Source organism: Bifidobacterium primatium (assembly GCF_002802875.1).
Classification (GTDB): Bacteria; Actinomycetota; Actinomycetes; order Actinomycetales; family Bifidobacteriaceae; genus Galliscardovia; species Galliscardovia primatium.
This window is the reverse complement of sequence record NZ_PEBI01000004.1, coordinates 138,148-155,927: the sequence shown is the minus strand read 5'-3', so window position 1 is coordinate 155,927 and position 17,780 is coordinate 138,148. Positions and strand designations below refer to the sequence as shown.

Annotated in this window: 15 protein-coding genes; 7 read left to right on the top strand and 8 right to left on the bottom strand. The window is 64.8% G+C overall.

Going from position 1 to position 17,780, the window contains the following annotated elements:
• Positions 1-2: 2 nt before the first annotated feature.
• A complete protein-coding gene (locus CS006_RS08665; RefSeq protein WP_243386978.1) occupies positions 3-2,570 on the bottom strand; it encodes a bifunctional lysylphosphatidylglycerol flippase/synthetase MprF in 2,568 nt (855 codons plus the stop codon).
• A complete protein-coding gene (locus CS006_RS08660; RefSeq protein WP_165777318.1) occupies positions 2,570-3,967 on the bottom strand; it encodes an alpha/beta hydrolase in 1,398 nt (465 codons plus the stop codon). Before CS006_RS08660 ends, CS006_RS08665 begins: the two co-directional genes overlap by 1 nt.
• A gap of 370 nt (positions 3,968-4,337) precedes the next feature.
• Between CS006_RS08660 and gap the strand changes: the two genes are divergently transcribed.
• Positions 4,338-5,393, top strand: a complete 1,056-nt coding sequence (gene gap / locus CS006_RS08655; protein WP_100511420.1) for a type I glyceraldehyde-3-phosphate dehydrogenase — start codon at positions 4,338-4,340, stop codon at positions 5,391-5,393.
• A gap of 148 nt (positions 5,394-5,541) precedes the next feature.
• Here the strand turns inward: gap and CS006_RS08650 are convergent, their stop codons facing one another.
• The 3 genes from CS006_RS08650 to CS006_RS08640 are packed head-to-tail and all read right to left on the bottom strand — an operon-like array spanning position 5,542 to position 7,367.
• Positions 5,542-5,919, bottom strand: coding sequence for an arsenate reductase family protein (locus CS006_RS08650; protein ID WP_100511419.1), 378 nt, complete (start codon positions 5,917-5,919; stop codon positions 5,542-5,544).
• 60 nt (positions 5,920-5,979) lie between these two features.
• On the bottom strand, positions 5,980-6,759 hold the full coding sequence (locus CS006_RS08645; protein WP_100511418.1) for a thiamine diphosphokinase: 780 nt from the start codon (positions 6,757-6,759) through the stop codon (positions 5,980-5,982).
• A gap of 32 nt (positions 6,760-6,791) precedes the next feature.
• Positions 6,792-7,367, bottom strand: a complete 576-nt coding sequence (locus tag CS006_RS08640; RefSeq protein WP_100511417.1) for a TetR/AcrR family transcriptional regulator — start codon at positions 7,365-7,367, stop codon at positions 6,792-6,794.
• 282 nt (positions 7,368-7,649) lie between these two features.
• On the opposite strand from CS006_RS08640, the gene CS006_RS08635 reads away from it, so the two are divergent.
• Both CS006_RS08635 and CS006_RS08630 read left to right on the top strand, forming a co-directional pair.
• On the top strand, positions 7,650-10,415 hold the full coding sequence (locus CS006_RS08635; protein WP_207760035.1) for an FtsX-like permease family protein: 2,766 nt from the start codon (positions 7,650-7,652) through the stop codon (positions 10,413-10,415).
• Positions 10,416-10,534: 119 nt separating this feature from the next.
• Entirely contained in the window at positions 10,535-10,939 is a 405-nt protein-coding gene (locus CS006_RS08630; protein WP_100511415.1) for a pyridoxamine 5'-phosphate oxidase family protein, read from the top strand.
• 98 nt (positions 10,940-11,037) lie between these two features.
• On the opposite strand, the gene CS006_RS08625 is transcribed toward CS006_RS08630, so the two are convergent.
• A complete protein-coding gene (locus CS006_RS08625; RefSeq protein ID WP_100511414.1) occupies positions 11,038-12,693 on the bottom strand; it encodes a PH domain-containing protein in 1,656 nt (551 codons plus the stop codon).
• A complete protein-coding gene (locus CS006_RS08620) occupies positions 12,690-13,223 on the bottom strand; it encodes a PH domain-containing protein (protein ID WP_165777317.1) in 534 nt (177 codons plus the stop codon). Before CS006_RS08620 ends, CS006_RS08625 begins: the two co-directional genes overlap by 4 nt.
• 107 nt (positions 13,224-13,330) lie before the next feature.
• On the opposite strand from CS006_RS08620, the gene CS006_RS08615 reads away from it, so the two are divergent.
• Entirely contained in the window at positions 13,331-14,128 is a 798-nt protein-coding gene (locus tag CS006_RS08615) for a Cof-type HAD-IIB family hydrolase (protein ID WP_100511412.1), read from the top strand.
• 119 nt (positions 14,129-14,247) lie between these two features.
• Here the strand turns inward: CS006_RS08615 and CS006_RS08610 are convergent, their stop codons facing one another.
• Positions 14,248-14,601: a VOC family protein gene (locus CS006_RS08610; protein WP_100511411.1), complete on the bottom strand. Its 354-nt coding sequence runs from the start codon at positions 14,599-14,601 to the stop codon at positions 14,248-14,250.
• Between the two features lie 142 nt (positions 14,602-14,743).
• Here CS006_RS08610 and CS006_RS08605 point away from each other — a divergent pair, with 142 nt between their 5' ends.
• The 3 genes from CS006_RS08605 (at position 14,744) to rpmI (ending at position 17,740) form a co-directional block, all read left to right on the top strand.
• On the top strand, positions 14,744-16,513 hold the full coding sequence (locus tag CS006_RS08605) for a spermidine synthase (protein WP_243386975.1): 1,770 nt from the start codon (positions 14,744-14,746) through the stop codon (positions 16,511-16,513).
• Between the two features lie 326 nt (positions 16,514-16,839).
• Positions 16,840-17,565 carry a translation initiation factor IF-3 gene (infC, locus tag CS006_RS08600; RefSeq protein WP_163199505.1) on the top strand — a complete coding sequence of 242 codons (726 nt, stop codon included), beginning with the start codon at positions 16,840-16,842 and terminating at the stop codon, positions 17,563-17,565.
• On the top strand, positions 17,546-17,740 hold the full coding sequence (gene rpmI / locus CS006_RS08595; protein ID WP_100511409.1) for a 50S ribosomal protein L35: 195 nt from the start codon (positions 17,546-17,548) through the stop codon (positions 17,738-17,740). The genes infC and rpmI overlap by 20 nt, the downstream gene beginning before the upstream one ends.
• Positions 17,741-17,780 lie beyond the last annotated feature (40 nt).

Genomic DNA, 17,780 nt, shown 5'->3' with positions numbered 1-17,780 from the left:
TCCTATCTGCCGAGGGCGCGCACGAAGCGTGCCGCATCGGCCGGCTTCATGTCGGGCAGATAGCTCTGCACCACGGCGAGCGCGATCTGCGGCAGCTTCGCCGAATCCGGATAGGCGACGTACACGCTCTCCTCATGCGGCTGGAACTTCCTCTTGAACCGGAACAGCGAGTGGAATCCGTACACCGGCTCGATGATGTCGGCCACGGCCATGAGCACGTGCTGGAGGAATGCGACGCCGGACGGCTCCCCGTCCATCGTCATCACCGATATGCCGGCCAGAGGCGCCGCGGAAAGGCTCATGAATTCGGCGCCCTCGTAACGCAGCCGTTCGGCCATGCGGGCGATGAGGAACTCCATCACCCCGTTGGGGCTGTCGTCCCGGTGCCTCATGAAGTCGAGCGTCCAGCCGACGACCTCGCCGTCGCGCCAGGTGGGCAGCCAGCTGGTCACGGCCTGCACGACGCCGTCCGTATCCACGGCATACAGCAGCCGCACGCGCGGGTCCATGAGTTCGTCCACGCCGCCGAGCGTGAACTTCATCTCCGGAAGCGACTTCTCCTCCGCCCATTGTTCGGAGATGTCGACGATCTGCGTCTGCACGTTCAGCGGCGAATCATCGAACGTGCACATCACGTCGGTGATGCCCACGCGCTTCGCCTTGTTGATGGCGGTGCGCACATCCTGCCACTTCTTGCCACGCGTCTGCCATTCGGCGGGATGCACCACCATCTCCGTGCCGATGTCGAGCGAGGAGAACCCCATGGCCGCAAGCTCATCGCGTTGCCCCTCATGCACGCTGTAGAACACGGGCGTCCATGAATGCTCGGCGCAGAACATGGCGAATTCGCGCAGGTCGCGCGACCATTCGCCGCGTTCGCCGAACGGTCCGGTCACGGTCAGGGCGATGCCGTGGACCACGCGGTAGGCGATCGCCGAGCGTCCGGACGACGAGAACCAGTAGCGGTTGCCTCCCCATGTGCCCATGAACGACATCGACTCGCCGCCGTGCTCCACCAGCTCGGAGGCGTGGCGACGCTCCTCGCGCCCCTCCATGGCGGCGTCGGTGAAGCACCAGAGCGCGGCCACGGTCAGCACGGACCAGAACACCGGACCGATGCCCTGATAGACGACCGACGTGAACGCCGAGGCCGGCAGGAAATACGGTTGGATGCCGTTGAGGAAGCCGATGGGCAGGAACCGCTGCGGCAGGTCCGCGAGCAGCATGGCAAAGGTCGGCTCGATGGTGAACTCATGGGGCCGGGTGATGCCGACTGCGAGATAGGCGCCGCACAATACGAGAGACGTGACGCCGACCAGACCGGCGGATTCGATGAGCCGGCCGCGCCTGGTGCGAAGCGGGAAGCATCGACGGAACAGGCACACCAGTATGGCGCATGCCAGTGGAAGCATGGCCGTGGCGAACGCGGCACGCACCGCGCCATGGGCGATCAGCGCGCGAAGACCGTCGGGGGACTGGGCGATGGGCAGCATGAAGCAATACACCAAAGCCATAACCACCGTGCAGGAGTTGAGCAGCACGCTGAGTGCGGCGGCCGTGCGACGTCCACGGTATAGGCCATAGGCCACGACGAGCATAAGCAGCAGCGGCAGCACCGACACGATGACGCCGCCGGGCATGGAGACCCGCTGCACGCGATACTGCAGGAAACAGTCCGCATGCCCCGCATCCGTAAGGCATTCATGCAGACGAGAGTAATCAAGGCGGTTCGGGCCCAGCAGCAGGCCGAGCGTGGAAAGCGGGCCGTGATGCATCGGGGACGCCAGCGCGACCAGCGGCCCAAGGGCGCAGACGGCGCTGAGCACGCCCACCATCTTGCGCGCCTCCAATGCGGTGATGCGCGGACGCGCTCCGCCGGCATCCAGGGAACTCATGTCCGGGGAATCCTCATTTTGGGAGGCGCCGTCGCCCGGAAAGGCCTCCTGCACGGCGGCGGGCGCCATGAGGTAGCCGAGCAGATGGCCGAACACGGCGGCGAAGGCGATGCAATAGTCTCCCGGCTCCCCACGATACAGCACGAACACCGCCACGATGGCATACGTGACCACGCGGATGCGCCGCCGCCACATCAGGGAGGAGAATGCGCTCGCCGCCATAAGCGGTCCCACGGCCAGCGTCAGCGGCCCCAGCACATAGCCGAACCGGACCAGCGAACCCCATGCGGGGGAGTGGCCGTTGACCATGACGCTGACCCCCATGCCGGCGGCGATGCCGCCGATCGAACACAGCAGTGCGATCCATATGGTCTTGGCCACGCCGAACCGCGATTCGGGGACCGAGCCTGCGGCCAGCAGCGCCGGCACGTCGATGAGCAGCCGCAGCGGATGGGCGACCAGCACCAGTGCGGACGGCACGACGTAGAGCATGCCCGCAGCGAGACGGCTGTAGCTGACGCGTCCGAACGACGGTGGGAACGCACCGCCCGTCAGTGCGCACCATGCGGCAAGGGCGACGTTCACCAGCAGGACGAGCGCCGTGAACACGATGGTCAGCGGATGCGTTCTCGCCCATGCCGAGGCATCCTGCATAATCGGCTTCCAACGTGTCATCAGTGCTTTCCTTTCATATCGTATGTCATATCGTGCGAGTCGGTCGTGACGGCCATCATGTGAATATGCGGCGACGGGACGATTTGTCCTTCGGCTTCATCCGCCAGTCCCATGCGCGCGCCGAGCCTGCCGAGACCGGCCTCGAACGCCCGCCGCACGGCATGCCAGTCGTGCCCGGTGTCCGCCACCGTGAACGCGGTGACATCCATGCCGATGGATTTTGCCACGGGCGCGATGGCGCCGATGTTCCTGATGGACTCGGCATCCATCGCCCCGGACGCCATGATGAGCATCTGGTCGGAACGGCTGCGGGCGCGCATGATGTCGATGGGCACGTGCCGGCGGTATGCCGCCGCATCGCCGTCGAAGAACTCTCGGATCATCGAGCGTTCGCTGCCGTTATGCGGCCCGAGTTCGGATCCCACGGTAAGCATCGAGCCGTAGAGGTCCGGATGGCTCGGCCCCAGTTGCACGGTGCAGGTTCCGCCTTGCGAGAACCCGCCGATGGCCCATTGCCGGGCGTCATGCGAGACGGGCAGGCGGCTCTTCGCCCAATCGGTCACGTCGCGGGTCAGATAGGTTTCCACGTTGCCGTATTTGGCCGAATCCACGCACAGCGTGTTGTGCAGGGGATTGCCCAGCTGGTCGGCGGATATCACGATGGGCGCCAGACCGTGGTGCGCGGCGGCGTAGGAATCGAGGACGTCCGACAGGCCTCCCGCCAGGAACGTGCGGTCGGGGCTTCCGGGCTGCCCGGAGAGCATGAGCATCACCGGCAGCCTCGGCGGCCGGTCCGACAACGCGGCCGGCGGCAGGTACACCACCGCCTCGCGGGCGCGGAACCCCGATGCCGTGGCGGGGATGTCGACCGAGCCGACCCTGCCATGCCCGGGAACCCTCGGCAGGCCGCCGTCCCGCGCCATGCGCCGCCATTGCCCGACCGTCATCGTCGCCGGGCGCAGGGCGGCGACGTCCAGGTCGGAGAACGCCGAGACGCCGAGCGCGCTGCCCAGCGTCGGATACTCCCCGTACACGACGTTGATGTTCGCCGCGCAGGACAATATGCCGACGGGGACCATGACCGCGGCGATCGTTCTGACAACGCCCGAGGACGCGATCGACGTCGCGACGAGGGCCCCGACGAGGGCCGTCCCCGCCGCGGCGGCCCAGACCACCTTCATGCCCAGCGAGACGCCGAACACCGTGAAGCGGTCCAGCAGCCATGTGACGGCGAACCCGAGGGCGAATCCTCCCGCCGCGCCGACGCAAGGCGCGCCGACGGCTCGAATCCGCCGCCGGTCGGCGATGCGTGCCGCCGCAAGACCCACGACGGCGACGCACGTCACGACGGCCAGCGTCGCCGGAATCCATCCCGAATCGATGCGCAGCCCCAGCATCCATCTCAACCATTGCGCCCGCATACGGACCTCCCGATGCACATGCCGGCCGAATTCCGGCCGGCGACCGGGGAAACACGATAGTCCGCCGTCGGATGACGCCACATCATCCGAAAGAATGAAATGCCTCCGTCCGCATCATGGCCCTGTGCGTTCCCGTCCGTGGACGGTCGTGACGTCGACGATGCGGGCAAAAGCGTCGTTTTCTCGACACGTGGAATAAACAATGAACAAACTTTCAGCGTAAACGCCGAAAAAGTACAGAATACCCAGTAGGATGAGAGTCGTTGGCAACAGCTGGCACAAGTATGTGAGCGTACGCTCAGCGCCGTTCCCACGTTTGGGCCACTTCCATTCAGGAGATACATAAATGACAGTAAAGATTGGTATCAACGGCTTTGGCCGCATCGGTCGTCTCGCCTTCCGCCGCATCTTCGAGCTGCAGGCTCGCGGTGGCCAGGCCGGCGATATTGAAGTCGCCGCCATCAACGATCTGACCACGCCTTCGATGCTCGCCTACCTGCTGAAGTACGACAGCACGCACGGCACCTTCCGTCACGACGACGGCACCCCGGTCGAGGTCTCCGCCACCGACACCGCCATCGTGGTGGACGGCAAGGAATACACCGTGTACGCCGAGAAGGATGCTAACAACATTCCGTGGGTCAAGAACGACGGTGTCGAGTACGTGCTCGAGTGCACCGGCTTCTACACCTCCGCCGAGAAGTCCCAGGCCCACATCAACGCCGGCGCCAAGAAGGTCCTGATCTCCGCCCCGGCCAAGGACGACACCACCCCGACCGTCGTGTTCGGCGTGAACCACGAGATCCTCAAGCCGACCGACGTCATCGTCTCCGCCGGCTCCTGCACCACCAACTCCATGGCCGCCATGGTCAAGCTGCTCCAGGAGAAGTGGGGCATCAAGGCCGGCTTCATGACCACCATCCACGCCTACACCGGCACCCAGATGATCCTCGACGGCCCCCGTGGCTCCAAGCCGCGCAACAACCGCGCCGCCGCCATCAACACCATCGAGCACTCCACCGGCGCCGCCAAGGCCATCGGCAAGGTCGTGCCCGAGGTCAACGGCAAGCTGCAGGGCCACGCCCAGCGTATCCAGGTCCCGGACGGCTCCGTCACCGAGCTGACCTCCGTCCTCGACAAGCCGGCCACCGCCGACGAGATCAACGAGGCCTTCAAGGCCGCCTTCTCCGACACCGAGTACTTCGGCTACAACGGTGACGGCATCGTCTCCTCCGACATCATCGGCGACACCCACGGTGGCGTCTTCGACCCGACCCAGACCGACGTCAACACCGTTGACGGCGTGACCCTGGCCCGCACGGTCACCTTCTACGACAACGAGTACGGCTTCACCTCCAACATGATCCGCACCCTGCTGTACTTCGCCGAGATCTCCGAGTGAGACCAGCGATACGACAGTAGTCTCGTAGCATAGCGAAAGGTCCTGCCCCGGTTCGCCGGGACAGGACCTTTCTCCGTTATTGCGCTTCTTGTCATTGCGCGTTCGCCGCCTTTCGGGGGTATCCTCCATCAGCCGGCAAAGCCGGCTGTCATGCCAACGCCTGCTCCCACTGCGGCTCGCGGAAGCCGACGAGCACGGTCGGTTCGCCGCCGTCGGCGGACGGCACGATGAGCAGCGGCCGTTTGACGAGCATGCCGTCGGTGGCAAGCAGCTCGACGGCCTCCTCGTCGCTCATCGACGGCAGGCGGTCCTTGAGCCCCATCGCACGGTACAGCTGACCGGACGTATTGAAGAACCGCCGTATCGGCAGTCCGCTGGCCCGATGCCATGCGGCAAGCTCGTCGGCGTTCGGATTGTCGCCCTTGATGTCGCGTTCCGCATATGCGATTCCATGCCCATCCAGCCACTTGCGGGCCTTGGCGCATGTGGAACAGCGTGCGTAGCAGAGGAACAGCGCCTTGTTCATGATTCGGTTTCCTTTCCTGATGATCGATGGTCTTGCATCGGTTTCTGCGCCGCGATGCGGTCAACGTTCGTCCGAGCCGCCGTCTGCCGGACGGTCCCGCGTCGCAAGCAGCGAGGATACGTGGGTGTTGATGACGCCGAGCGCATCCGGCCCCTCCTCGGGGCGGTCGGTGCGCCATTGCGGTGTCGGCGCGGCGGCCGGATAGACGACGGCGAGCGTGCCGTCCCCCACCGATACCGATGCGGCGTCGCCGTCCCGGAACTCGTTGCTCACCCCCAGCGCCCGCGTATTGCGCAGCGTCGCGTCGTCGACCTCGTATTTCAGCCCCCGTATGGAGACGTGCCGGGCGACGTCGCTATGGGCGAACACCGATATCATGCGTCCGTCTCCCGGCTCCGGACCCCATGCGGGGAACGACAGCGTCGCATCGGTGACCGCCGTGGCCACCGTGCCGTCGCCGTGCAGGAACCCGATGCCGCCGTGACGGGATATCTGCGCCAGCATCTGCATGTTCGCCAGCGTATGGTCGAGACGGCCTCCAAGACCTCCGAGGATGTGGAACCGACGCACGCCCTTCGACCAGCCGAGCTTCACCGCGGCGAACATGTCGGTGTCGTCCTTCTCGCTGGGCAAGCGCATGACGTTCGGATACCGCGAGTATTCGGCGAAGTCGTCGGCTGCGGAATCGAAGTCGCCGATGACGGCGTCGGGGACGACCCCGAACGATTCCGCATGGTCGATGCCGCCGTCCGCGGCGATCACATACGCCTCCGCGGGAATCTGCGGCTCCCCGCCGTAGTATTCGCCGGCGCCGAAGATGAAGCAGACGTCGATGCTCATGATACCTCCTGTGTCGTTCCTGCCGTCGGCCGCTATCGGATGTTCTCGGACTGGTTCGGGAACATGGTGGTCAGCGCGAATGCGATGAACCGGTCGAGCGGCATGCGGTTGCCGGAGTTCAGCCATGCTCCGATCACGGCGATGAGTCCTGAGAGATAGAACTGCTTGAGCAGTTCGCGTTCATCGCGAGTCATCTCCACCGACTGCGTGATGCCGAGATAGCGGTCCACCAGCGGCCACAGCAGCTCCTTGAGCCTGGTCACGAACGTCGGGTCGCCGTGGTCGCTGAGCAGCACCGACATGTACGCCGAATGCGTCTTCGCCATGGTCAGTATCGTGCCCATGTTCGAACTGATGTCGATGCGCCCCTCCTGTGCCAGCATGTCCTCGATGAGATCCTCCACGATGTTGAGCAGGCTCTCCTCGATCTGGGAGAACATGTCGTGAACGTCGCGATAGTACAGGTAGAACGTGCCTCGGTTGTATCCGGCGATCTCGGTGATCTCCCGCACCGTGATCTTGTCCATCGGACGGGTCCGGTACAGCTTCCAGAACGCCTTGCATAGGTTGGCCTTGGTCCGTTCCGTCACCTGGGGCTGTTTCTTCATCGTCTGCTCCAATCCTCATGCATGGCGTCGGTGCCGGCGTGACGGGTGTGGCCCGTGCCACATCGCTCAACATGGGCCGGCGTCGATGTCTATTGATGGCCGTGCGATTCGGCGATACTGTGATTGTATAACACAACACGATGTGCAGTGATTCATGTCCGCACGATGACGGCGGAAGGGGTACGGGCGATGGCGCATACCAGATTAGACGGCGCGGCAAGGCGCCGAAACAGGCGTTCGGGCGTCATCGGGTCCGCGTTCGCCAAGGACGTCCGGCGTACGATGACGCATCACATCGGCAGGTTCCTCTCCATCCTCGTCATCACCGCATTGGGCGTCACCGTGGCGACGGGACTGCAGGCGGCATGCACCGACCTCAAACGCACGGCCGACGCGTTCTTCGACGGCCGGCATCTCCACGACATCGCCATCGTCTCCACGCTCGGACTGACCGACGACGACGTGCGGGCACTGGGCGACGTCGACGGGGTGAAGGCGGTCGAGGGGCGCTACGGCGAGACCGCCATCGTCGACCTCGACGGCAGCCGGACGAAGGTGACGGTGAATGCGCTGCCCGCCGCCGGGACGGACGCCGCGGATTCCAAAGTCATGGACGAACCGTATGTCGTCGACGGTCGGCTGCCGGCCGACGGCGACGAAGTCGCCGTGACCCAGGGGTTTCTGATGGCAAGCGGTCTGCGAATCGGCGGCAAGGTGACATTCTCCGCGGACGATACGGCATCGTCGACGGGGAAGGGCTCCGAATCGTCGGACGCCGCCACGGAGATCTTCAAACAACACGAATACACCATCGTCGGCACGGTGATCGACGCCACCGATGTGGGCGGGGGAGAGGGATCGTCCACGGCGTTCCGCAAAAGCTCCACCGTACCCGACCACACGTTCTTCGTCACCGGTGACGCCGTGAACGACGACGCCAGGGACGTCTATACCTCCGTGATCCTCACCGTTGACGGCGCGGCGGACGGGCAATCGTTCTCCGACTCGTACAAGACGGACGTCGACGTGGTCAGAACCCGTATCGACGACATCAGTGAAAAGAGGGAGAAGGCGCGCACCGATGCCGTCAAGGCCGAGGCCAATGCGACGATCGACAAGGAGAAGGCCAAGACCGACAAGGACCTCGACGACGCCGAGACACGTCTTGACGACGCCGGTCGGCAGCTGGGGCAACAGCGCGCATACCTTGTCATGCTGGGCATGGATACCACGCAGATCGACGCGGCGCAACGGCGGTTGGATGAACAGCGGAACACGTTGAACGAGCAGAGGTCCAAGGCCGAGACCGAATTCGCCGATGCAAGGGCCGAGGTGGAGAAGACCGACGAGGCACAATGGTATGTGCGCGACCGCACGGCGCTGAGCGGCTATTCCAGCATCGACAGCGACTCCAAATCCATCGAGGCCATCGGCACCGTGTTCCCCGTGCTGTTCCTGCTCGTCGCCGTGCTCATCAGCCTCACGGCCATCACCCGCATGGTCGAGGAGGAGCGCGGCCTCATCGGCGTATACAAGGCGCTGGGCTACCGCAAACGCGAGATCCTCGCCAAGTACGTCGTCTACGCGCTGCTCGCCTGCGTGCTCGGCGGCTTGCTCGGCGACGCGGTCGGATTCATCGTCATGCCGAAGATCCTGTTCTCCATATTCGCCACCATGTACCAGCTGCCCGCATACCACCTGTATTTCGACACGGCGTACGGGCTCGTCTTCGCGGCGCTGTTCATCGTGGCGGTGGTCGGCAGCGCCATATGGGCGTGCCGCAGCGAACTGCGGCTCGACCCGGCCGCGCTGCTGCGGCCCAAGGCGCCACGCGCGGGCAGACGCATACTGCTGGAGCGCTTCGGCCCCCTATGGCGCCGCATGTCGTTCCTCAACAAGGTGACGGCCCGCAACCTCTTCCGCTATAAGAGCCGCGCGATCATGACCATCGCCGGCATCATGGGATGCACCATGCTCATGATGTGCGGGTTCGCCATCAGGGATTCCGTGGTGCAGCTGCGCCCCAACCAATACGGCGGCGTCGTGGCCTACGATCTCATGGCGGTGACCGGCGACGACGACAACGCCGACGCGCTGCGGCGGCTGAGGGCCTCCGACGAGGTGAAGGACGTGCTCGGCGTGCGCGTCGACTCGGGCACGGTCTCCGCCGTAGACGGCGGACGCGAGGAGAACGTGCAGCTCATCGTCATACCCTCCGGGGAGGAGCAACGGTTCGACGACTACCAGCATCTGCGGTCCGCGCAAAGCGACTGGAGCGCAGCCCTCGGCGGGGGGAGGCGTCTGACGCCGACGGACACCGGCGCCATCATGACCAAGAACGCCATGCAGATGCTGGGCCTGCAGCCGGGCGACTCCGCGCATTTCAAGGATTCGACGTTCAGCGGCGTCGACGTCGTCATACGGGACGTCGCGGAGAACTACATGGGCAACAGCATCGTCATGACGCAGAAGCTCTACGAGCGGCTGTTCGGCAAGACGTACCGGGCCAACGGCATGCTCGTGCACCTCAACGGCGACGATGCGGCGCAGATGTCCTTCGCCGACGCGCTCAAACGCGACGACGCGTATCTATCGGTGACGAGCGTGGCGGAACTGAGACACGAGTTCGAGAAGAACTTCACGCTCATCAACACCGTGGTCTACGTGCTGCTCGTCCTGGCCGGCGTGCTCGCCTTCGTGGTGCTGTTCACGCTGTCGACCACCAACATCTCCGAGCGCGAGCGCGAACTCGCCACCATCAAGGTGCTCGGATTCCGCCGGGGCGAGGTGAGGCACTACGTGAACAAGGAGATGCTGCTGCTCACCCTGATCGGCGTGGCGTTGGGACTGCCGCTCGGCCGTCTGGTGAGCGAGGGGTTCACCATGGTGCTGCGCATGCCCGGCATCTACTTCGCCGTGCACGTGCACTGGGCCAGCTATGCGATATCCGCCGTCCTGGCGCTGGGCTTCGCCGTGGTCGTCACGTTCGTCACCAACCGGATGCTCGACCGCATCGACATGGTCGGCGCGCTGAAGAGCCCCGAATGACGTCCGTCCCCTGGCGCGGCGTTTCGCGTGATGTTTCTCACAGGCGTGCATCGTGCGTGTCACCGCGCCGGCGAGTACCCTTGAATCGGATACCGAACGACTGCTGAAAGGATTGCATTATGGCAACGCTCACCGCTGAGATGAAGACTTTCATCGAGAACAACCTGGGCTGGATCGCCACCCAGAACGAGGACGGCACGCTCGACCTCGGTCCGAAGATGTCGCTGTTCGTGCTCGACGACAACCACATCGCCTACCACGAGCGCACCGCCGGCCAGGCCTACAAGAACCTGCAGGCCAACGGCAAGCTCGTCATCGCCTTCGCCAACCTCGCCGAGAAGAAGGGCTACCGCTTCCGCGGCAACGTCGTGCTGCACTCCGACGACGCCATCTACGAGGAGCAGGTGAAGGTCGCCGAGGAGAAGGGCACCAAGAAGCCCGCCGTCATCCCTGTGCTCGAGATCACCGAGATCGAGGACCTCGCCTCCGGCCCGAACGCCGGCAAGACCATCGTCAAGGACTGACCGACGTCGGCGTCCGATTGACGAGGACTCATCCTCCGGACGTGCGATTGCAACGGAGGGGAACCGGATGCATATCTCCGGTTCCCCTCCGTTTTCGTTTACCTGCAGCCGACCGCCCAGTCGTGCAGGCGCTGCGCCTCGGCGGAGCGGATCGCGGCGAGACGCAGACACGAGTGGCCGTTCATCACGAACAGCGGCATGACCATGGATTCCACGCCGGCCCGCATGCGCCATGGAAGCATCCGCCGCCGTACATACTGGATACGTGACCGACGGGTGATCATGGTGACGAGACCGAGGCCACGGGCCCCGGTGACGACGATCCGGTTGCCCGGCAGCAGTGCGTACCCTTCCGTGCGCCATTGCAGCAGGCGTCGGACGCATATGATGCCGCCTCCGACGGCGGGTATCAGGACGAGCCACAGCAGCCATATGACACGGAATCCATCGAGAGGTCCCCATCCCGCGTCGAACGTCGCCGTCAGGATGCCCGTTGCCTCTCGCGATGCACGCATGCCGGCCGCAATCATCGCCGCGGCGGCGACGGCGCCCATGCCGGCCAGCGTTCCCATCAGGGGAGCGAGCATCAGGTACCGTCCCAGTCCCCGTGCCGTACGACGGACACGTGGCGGGGCGGGATGCCATTCGGGCAGCATGGCGCGCAATACGCCGTACAGCCGTGCATCGGCGATGACGGGAAGGATCGCGCCGCGCACATCGTCGCCGCTGTCGCCGGTTCCCGGCGTGGTGAGCCCCACCTGCACCGAGCTCAGATGCAGCAGACGGCGCAACAGGGACCGTCGTATGATGATGGACTGCACGCGCCGGACCGGAACCGTGGCCGATCGGCGGGTGAACAGACCCCGCACGACGACAAGGTCGTCGCCACGCCTCCACACCTCGAACCGATGATACTGGGCCAGTGATTTCACGATGCTGACCGTCAGCATCGCCGCCACCACGATGATGACCATCACGACGATGTGCAGCGCGCCATGGGTGGAGAATCTGATGACGGAATCCTGGGTGGAATCGTAGACGTCCCGCGGAATGATGTCGCGGAGGTTCTGCAGGAAGCCGGTGATGACCGCGAGCGCCGCCAGGAATCCCAGGTCGGTGACCGCGAACAGCAGGGTGTCGCGTATGGATGCGCGGAATACGAGCCGTTCTCGCGTATCCGACACGGTGTCCGTGTCCGATGTGACGGCCGGCCGGAGGTCCGTCGCGGCCGTCACCTGCCGGGCATGCGCGGCAGGGTCGTGCGGGGCGGGGCCGCAGGCCTGTCGACGCAGCCGTTCCAACGTCGTGGACAGCGTCGCCGGAACGGCGGTCAGCGTTATCGTGGAGCCGTCCGAGACCCCGCCGGAATCCACGGTCAGCGTCACCAGCGCGAACGGGCGGAAGAAGAACGGGGCGGAGACATCGACCGCGTGGATGTGGTCGTAGGGGATGGTCTTGCGTGTGTCGGTGAACAGGCCCGTTCGCAGGGTCAGCGCATCGCGTTCCAGCCGGTATCGTCGGGACGCCCATTCGGCGATGAGCCAGACGACTCCCATGAGGATGATTCCCGCCGCGAGCATGCAGACGGTGCGGAACGTCATGTGCAATCGGGGCAGTATCACCAGCATGGAGAACACGAATCCGATGATCGCCTTGCCCCAGTTGTAGACGTCGATGACCAGCGCCAGAGGATGCGTCCGATGCCATGCGCCGGAGGCATGAGGCGTGCGCGGGTCCGTTTGCTCGCCGGTCATACGTCGTCCTTCGAGGCGAGCACGCGTGCGCTGATCTGCCCGACGATCGCCGTCGCGTCCGCGTTCTCCAGTGCCGGAATCTCATGCTCGCCCACGGCGGTATGCACTTCGACGGCCGTCAGTCCGAAGCGTCTTAGCAGCGGCCCCTGCCTGGTCTCCACATGCTGCACACGGTTGTAGGGGATGGTCGTGGTGTCGCGCAGCAGCCAGCCCCGGTGCAGCATCACGTCATGCTCGCCGATGGAATACCGGCTGAACGCGTAGGAGTATGTCGTACGCAACGGCTGGGTGACGAGGTCCAGCAGCAACAGCGCCGCAGCCGCCGCCAACACGAGGCAGTGCCAGACCGACCACCAGCCCACGACGCGGCAGATTATCGCCGCCGCCGCGCAGCCGGCCAGGCCGACGCCGTCGCGCGACAGGGCCCGCAGCAGCCACACGCGTTTCACCGCGGCCGGCAGACTATGCCAACGGCGTGCGCCGTCCATCGTGGCGTCTTCCGGCAGATCCGCGATGCCGTTCCCCGTCATCGTCATCACCCTCCCGTCGTCATACATAGCGTAGCAGCCGACGACACGGCCGCGCATCGCCGGCCGTTGGTAAGCTGATGGCGATACGACCAACGGAGGAGACGCCCATGGCGCAGCAGATCAAAGCCGTGTTCTTCGACATCGACGGCACCCTGACCAGTTTCACCACCCACGAGGTGCCGCAGTCCACCAAGGACGCCATCGAGGCGCTGAAGGCGAAGGACATCAAGGTGTTCATCGCCACCGGACGCTCGCCCACGCAGATGGGCATCGTCACCGCGCGGCTCGGCATCGACTTCGACGGCTACATGACCATGACCGGCCAGTACTGCTTCGACGACAACGGCTTCCTCAAGACCCACGACATCGACAAGACCGACCTGCGCATCTTCCTCGACTACCTGGCCGCCCATCCCGAGGTCGGCGCGAACTTCGCCGAATCGGACTACGTGTATTTCAACCAGATCACGCCGAAGATCCGCGAACAGTACGCCGGACTCGGCGCCACCGCGCCCTCGCTGGTCATCGACGACCCCGCGCGCACGCTCGAGCACCCCACCTTCCAGTTCTCCGCATTCGTGGATGAGAGCGAAGAGGAGCGGATCGTCGCCATGCTTCCCGGATGCCGGTCGGTGCGCTGGCACCCCTCGTTCTGCGACTTCATCCCCGCCGACGGCGGCAAGCCCGCCGGCATCAAGGCGTTCATGGAACTCTACGGATTCTCTCGCGAGGAGACCATGGCGTTCGGCGACGGAGGCAACGACGCCGACATGCTCGCCTACGCCGGCATAGGCGTGGCCATGGGCTCCGGCGGCGACAAGGCGAAGGCCGCCGCCGACTACATCACCGCCTCCGTGGACGACGACGGCATCCTCAAGGCCCTCAGGCACTTCGACGTGCTGTGACGCCCATGCCGTAAACGACATGGGCGGCTCCCCTCGGAAACGGGGAGCCGCCCATATCTATCATGCGTTCATGCCGCACCGGCCGCGGAGACGGCCCGATGCATCGTCCATCGACGGCATCAGTGCCTGCAGGCCTCGATGTTGTTGCCTTCGGGGTCATGCACGAACGCCGCGTAATACGTCGGACCATAGTTCGGGCGCGGCCCCGGCGCGCCGTTGTCGGTGCCGCCGGCCTCGAGACCGGCCCTGTGGAACGCGGCGATCGCATCCTCGTCGCCGGTGAACGCCACATGCACGGGCGTCACATCGCCGTCCGCCCGGCTCACCCACACGCTCGACCCATCCGCGGCGGCGAACTGCACGGCGCCGGGGAACTCCACGCCCTTCTCATAGCCGAGCGGCGCCAATGCGGCCTCGTAGAACGCCGCCTCCTTCTCGAAATCCTTCGCCTTGATGGTCAGATGGTCGATCATGATGGTTCTCCTTCGTCGTCGATGGAACACTCACATCTCATTCTAGGGGCGAAACGCATGACGGATCCGCACGCCGGCGGCATAATGGGCGAAGACGAACCCGGACGGAACACAGACGGCGATACGGATGAAAGGCGGCGGCATGAGAAAGACGGAAGCCAGGGAACGACCGATACTGCGGTCCAAGGTGTTCCTCTACATCACGGAGTTCTTCTCCGGCATGGCTGTCATGGCGGCCGAGCTCGGCGCATCACGTCTGCTCGCGCCGTACTTCTCCAGCTCCCAGATCGTATGGACCATCATCATCGGCACCATCATGATCGCCCTCGCACTGGGCGCCGTGTTCGGCGGACGATGGGCCGACCGCAACCCCGACCCCGACCGCCTGTACCGGCGCATCCTGATCGCCGCCGTATGGATATCGCTCATCCCGCTGGCCGGAAAATACATCATCCTGCTGGTCTCCGGACTGCTCATCGTCACCGTCTCCACGAACTTCCTGATCATCGCCGCGTTCATCAGCTGCATGCTCATCTTCGTGCCGCCGCTGTTCCTGCTCGGCACCGTCACGCCCGGACTCAACAAATTCGCCACCGACTCGCTCGACGACAACGCGTCCGTGGTCGGCCGGCTCTCCGCCTGCAACACCGTCGGCTCCATACTCGGCACGTTCCTGCCCACGTTCGTCACCATCCCCGCAGCCGGCACGTTCGTGACCTTCCTCATCTTCGCCGGCATGCTGCTCGTGCTGCCCCTGGTCTACTTCATCAGCGCACGGACGCGGCTCGTCGCCTCGGCCGTCTCCGTCGTCGTGTTCGTCGGCAGCGCCATCGTCTCGCCGCTCACCGGATTCGCGTTCTGGGAGAACAAGGCCACCCTCGCCTACGAGGGGGAATCCATCTACAACTACCTGCAGGTCAAGAACCTCGCCGACCGGACCATACTCTCCACCAACGTATTGTTCGGCGTGCAGTCCGTCACCATGAAATCCGACGGGCTCACCGGCATGTACTACGACACCGCGCTCGCGGCCCCCGCGCTCGCCGACCACGCGGACTCGGCGCTGATCCTCGGCATGGGCACCGGCACCTATGCCCGCCAGCTCAAACGCTATTACCCGAAGATGCGCATACAGGGCGTGGAGATCGACGGCGGGATCACCCGATTGGCGGGGGAGTACTTCGACGAGCCGTCCGACATTCCCGTAAGCACCTACGACGGCCGCGCATGGCTCGCCGCCAGCCGGGACAAGTATGACGTCATCATGGTCGACGCGTACCAGGACATCACCATCCCGTTCCAGATGAGCTCCGACGAGTTCTTCTCCATGGTGCGCAGGCATCTCAACCCCGGCGGCGTGATGGTCGTCAACATGAACATGATCTCCGACGGTCAGGGCTCCATCAACGAGGCGTTGCAGACGACGATCGCCAACGTGTTCAACGGAGCGTGCCGCGTGGGCACCACGTATACCGCCGACGTGCCCGGCACCACGAACCGCGAGCTGTTCGCCAAGGCGCCCACCGGGAAGGAGTCGAAGAGGCTCGCCGATCCGGTGACGCCATGCGACGACTCGTGGCGCCGGACCGGCGGCATCGACACGGTCGGCGAGCCGGTGACCAGCACGATGCTGCGCGACACGACGGCCGAATCGCTGGTCGAGACGACGCTGCGACGCACCGGCGACCAGGACCTCGCCGCATACATGGGCGAGGTCGCAGGCCGGATGAAGGCCGTACGCGACCCCTCGCCCGGTTCCGGCGACCAGTCGCTCATCCTCACCGACGACCATGCGCCCGTCGAACTGCTCGGCATGAAGGCCATCGACCAGCTCATCGCCGAACAGGCCGGCCCATACCGCACGATCCTCAGGGAGCAGGGCATCCGGGGACTGCTCAAGGCCGTGCGGTAGCCGCCGACGTCGTGCCGGTTCGACACATGTCATGAGGCCATGCCGCGTCTGCAGGTGCGCCATACCGGCGCGCCACGCCGGTTGCGCGCCGGAAAAACTGTGGTATTATCTTCAAGGCTTGAGTAATCAAGAAAGTGGAGAAATCCCACCTGGAAGCCTTTCATGGCCTCGGGTCCAAGGCATACAGCCTTACGAGACGCATCTCGTATGAGGGAGCGGAAGCTCCCATGGAATTCGTTTGACGGCTCCTCGTGGCCTTCGACATTCCCCAGGCATGTTTTGCATGCGCGCTGTAGTTTCGGACGCAGATAGGATTTCGCCGGGCAATAGGGAATGGAGTCATCATTAGCGCCGAACCACGTATCAACGAAGAGATTCGCGTACCGCAAGTACGCCTGATCGGCCCGAAGGGCGAGCAGGTGGGCGTCATCGCAACCTCGGTCGCGCTGAATCTGGCGCGTGAGGCCAGCCTCGACCTCGTCGAGGTGGCGCCGAACGCCAAGCCGCCGGTGGCCAAGCTTATTGACTACGGCAAGTACAAGTACAACGAGAAGATCAAGGCGCGCGAGGCCCGTCGTAACCAGAGCACCGCCGAGATCAAGGAGATTCGTTTCCGCCTGAAGATCGACGACCATGACTTCGACGTCAAGAAGGGTCATGTGGAGCGCTTCCTCTCCGGCGGCGACAAGGTGAAGGTCACCATCATGCTGCGTGGCCGCGAGCAGTCCCGCCCCATCGGCGGCGTCGAACTGCTGCGTCGCCTTGCCGACGAGGTCTCCGAGCTGGGCACCATCGAATCCCAGCCCCGTCAGGACGGCCGCAACATCATCATGGTGCTGGCCCCGAAGGGCAAGAAGGTGCACACCCAGTCCGAGCAGCGTCGTCGTGGCGCCTCCGCCCGCGCCGAGCGTCAGGCCCGCCAGGCCGCACGCCTGGCCGCCAAGAAGGAGGCACAGGCCGAGGCCGCAGCCGAAGCCAGCGCCGAGCTGAAGAACTCTTCCCCGAAGAACACCACTCATAAGGAGGGCAGCAATGCCGAAGATGAAAAGTAACTCCGCTGCATCCAAGCGCGTCCGCGTCACCGGCACGGGCAAGCTGATGCACGCTGGCAGCTCCATGCGCCACAACCTCGAGCACAAGTCCGCTCGCGTGCGCCGCGCCCTGAAGGCCGACAAGGCCCTCGCCAAGGCCCAGACCGCGAACCTGAAGAACATGCTCAACCACTGATCCGTGGTCTGAACGCATACAAGACGTATTAGAAAGCTGA

Excerpts from the sequence above, each read along its gene's own strand:
- CS006_RS08665 (WP_243386978.1), bottom strand. The coding sequence starts at position 2,570 with ATGACACGTTGGAAGCCGATTATGCAGGATGCCTCGGCATGGGCGAGA.
- CS006_RS08660 (WP_165777318.1), bottom strand. The coding sequence starts at position 3,967 with ATGCTGGGGCTGCGCATCGATTCGGGATGGATTCCGGCGACGCTGGCC.
- gap (WP_100511420.1), top strand. The coding sequence starts at position 4,338 with ATGACAGTAAAGATTGGTATCAACGGCTTTGGCCGCATCGGTCGTCTC.
- CS006_RS08650 (WP_100511419.1), bottom strand. The coding sequence starts at position 5,919 with ATGAACAAGGCGCTGTTCCTCTGCTACGCACGCTGTTCCACATGCGCC.
- CS006_RS08645 (WP_100511418.1), bottom strand. The coding sequence starts at position 6,759 with ATGAGCATCGACGTCTGCTTCATCTTCGGCGCCGGCGAATACTACGGC.
- CS006_RS08640 (WP_100511417.1), bottom strand. The coding sequence starts at position 7,367 with ATGAAGAAACAGCCCCAGGTGACGGAACGGACCAAGGCCAACCTATGC.
- CS006_RS08635 (WP_207760035.1), top strand. The coding sequence starts at position 7,650 with ATGACGCATCACATCGGCAGGTTCCTCTCCATCCTCGTCATCACCGCA.
- CS006_RS08630 (WP_100511415.1), top strand. The coding sequence starts at position 10,535 with ATGGCAACGCTCACCGCTGAGATGAAGACTTTCATCGAGAACAACCTG.
- CS006_RS08625 (WP_100511414.1), bottom strand. The coding sequence starts at position 12,693 with ATGACCGGCGAGCAAACGGACCCGCGCACGCCTCATGCCTCCGGCGCA.
- CS006_RS08620 (WP_165777317.1), bottom strand. The coding sequence starts at position 13,223 with ATGACGGGGAACGGCATCGCGGATCTGCCGGAAGACGCCACGATGGAC.
- CS006_RS08615 (WP_100511412.1), top strand. The coding sequence starts at position 13,331 with ATGGCGCAGCAGATCAAAGCCGTGTTCTTCGACATCGACGGCACCCTG.
- CS006_RS08610 (WP_100511411.1), bottom strand. The coding sequence starts at position 14,601 with ATGATCGACCATCTGACCATCAAGGCGAAGGATTTCGAGAAGGAGGCG.
- CS006_RS08605 (WP_243386975.1), top strand. The coding sequence starts at position 14,744 with ATGAGAAAGACGGAAGCCAGGGAACGACCGATACTGCGGTCCAAGGTG.
- rpmI (WP_100511409.1), top strand. The coding sequence starts at position 17,546 with ATGCCGAAGATGAAAAGTAACTCCGCTGCATCCAAGCGCGTCCGCGTC.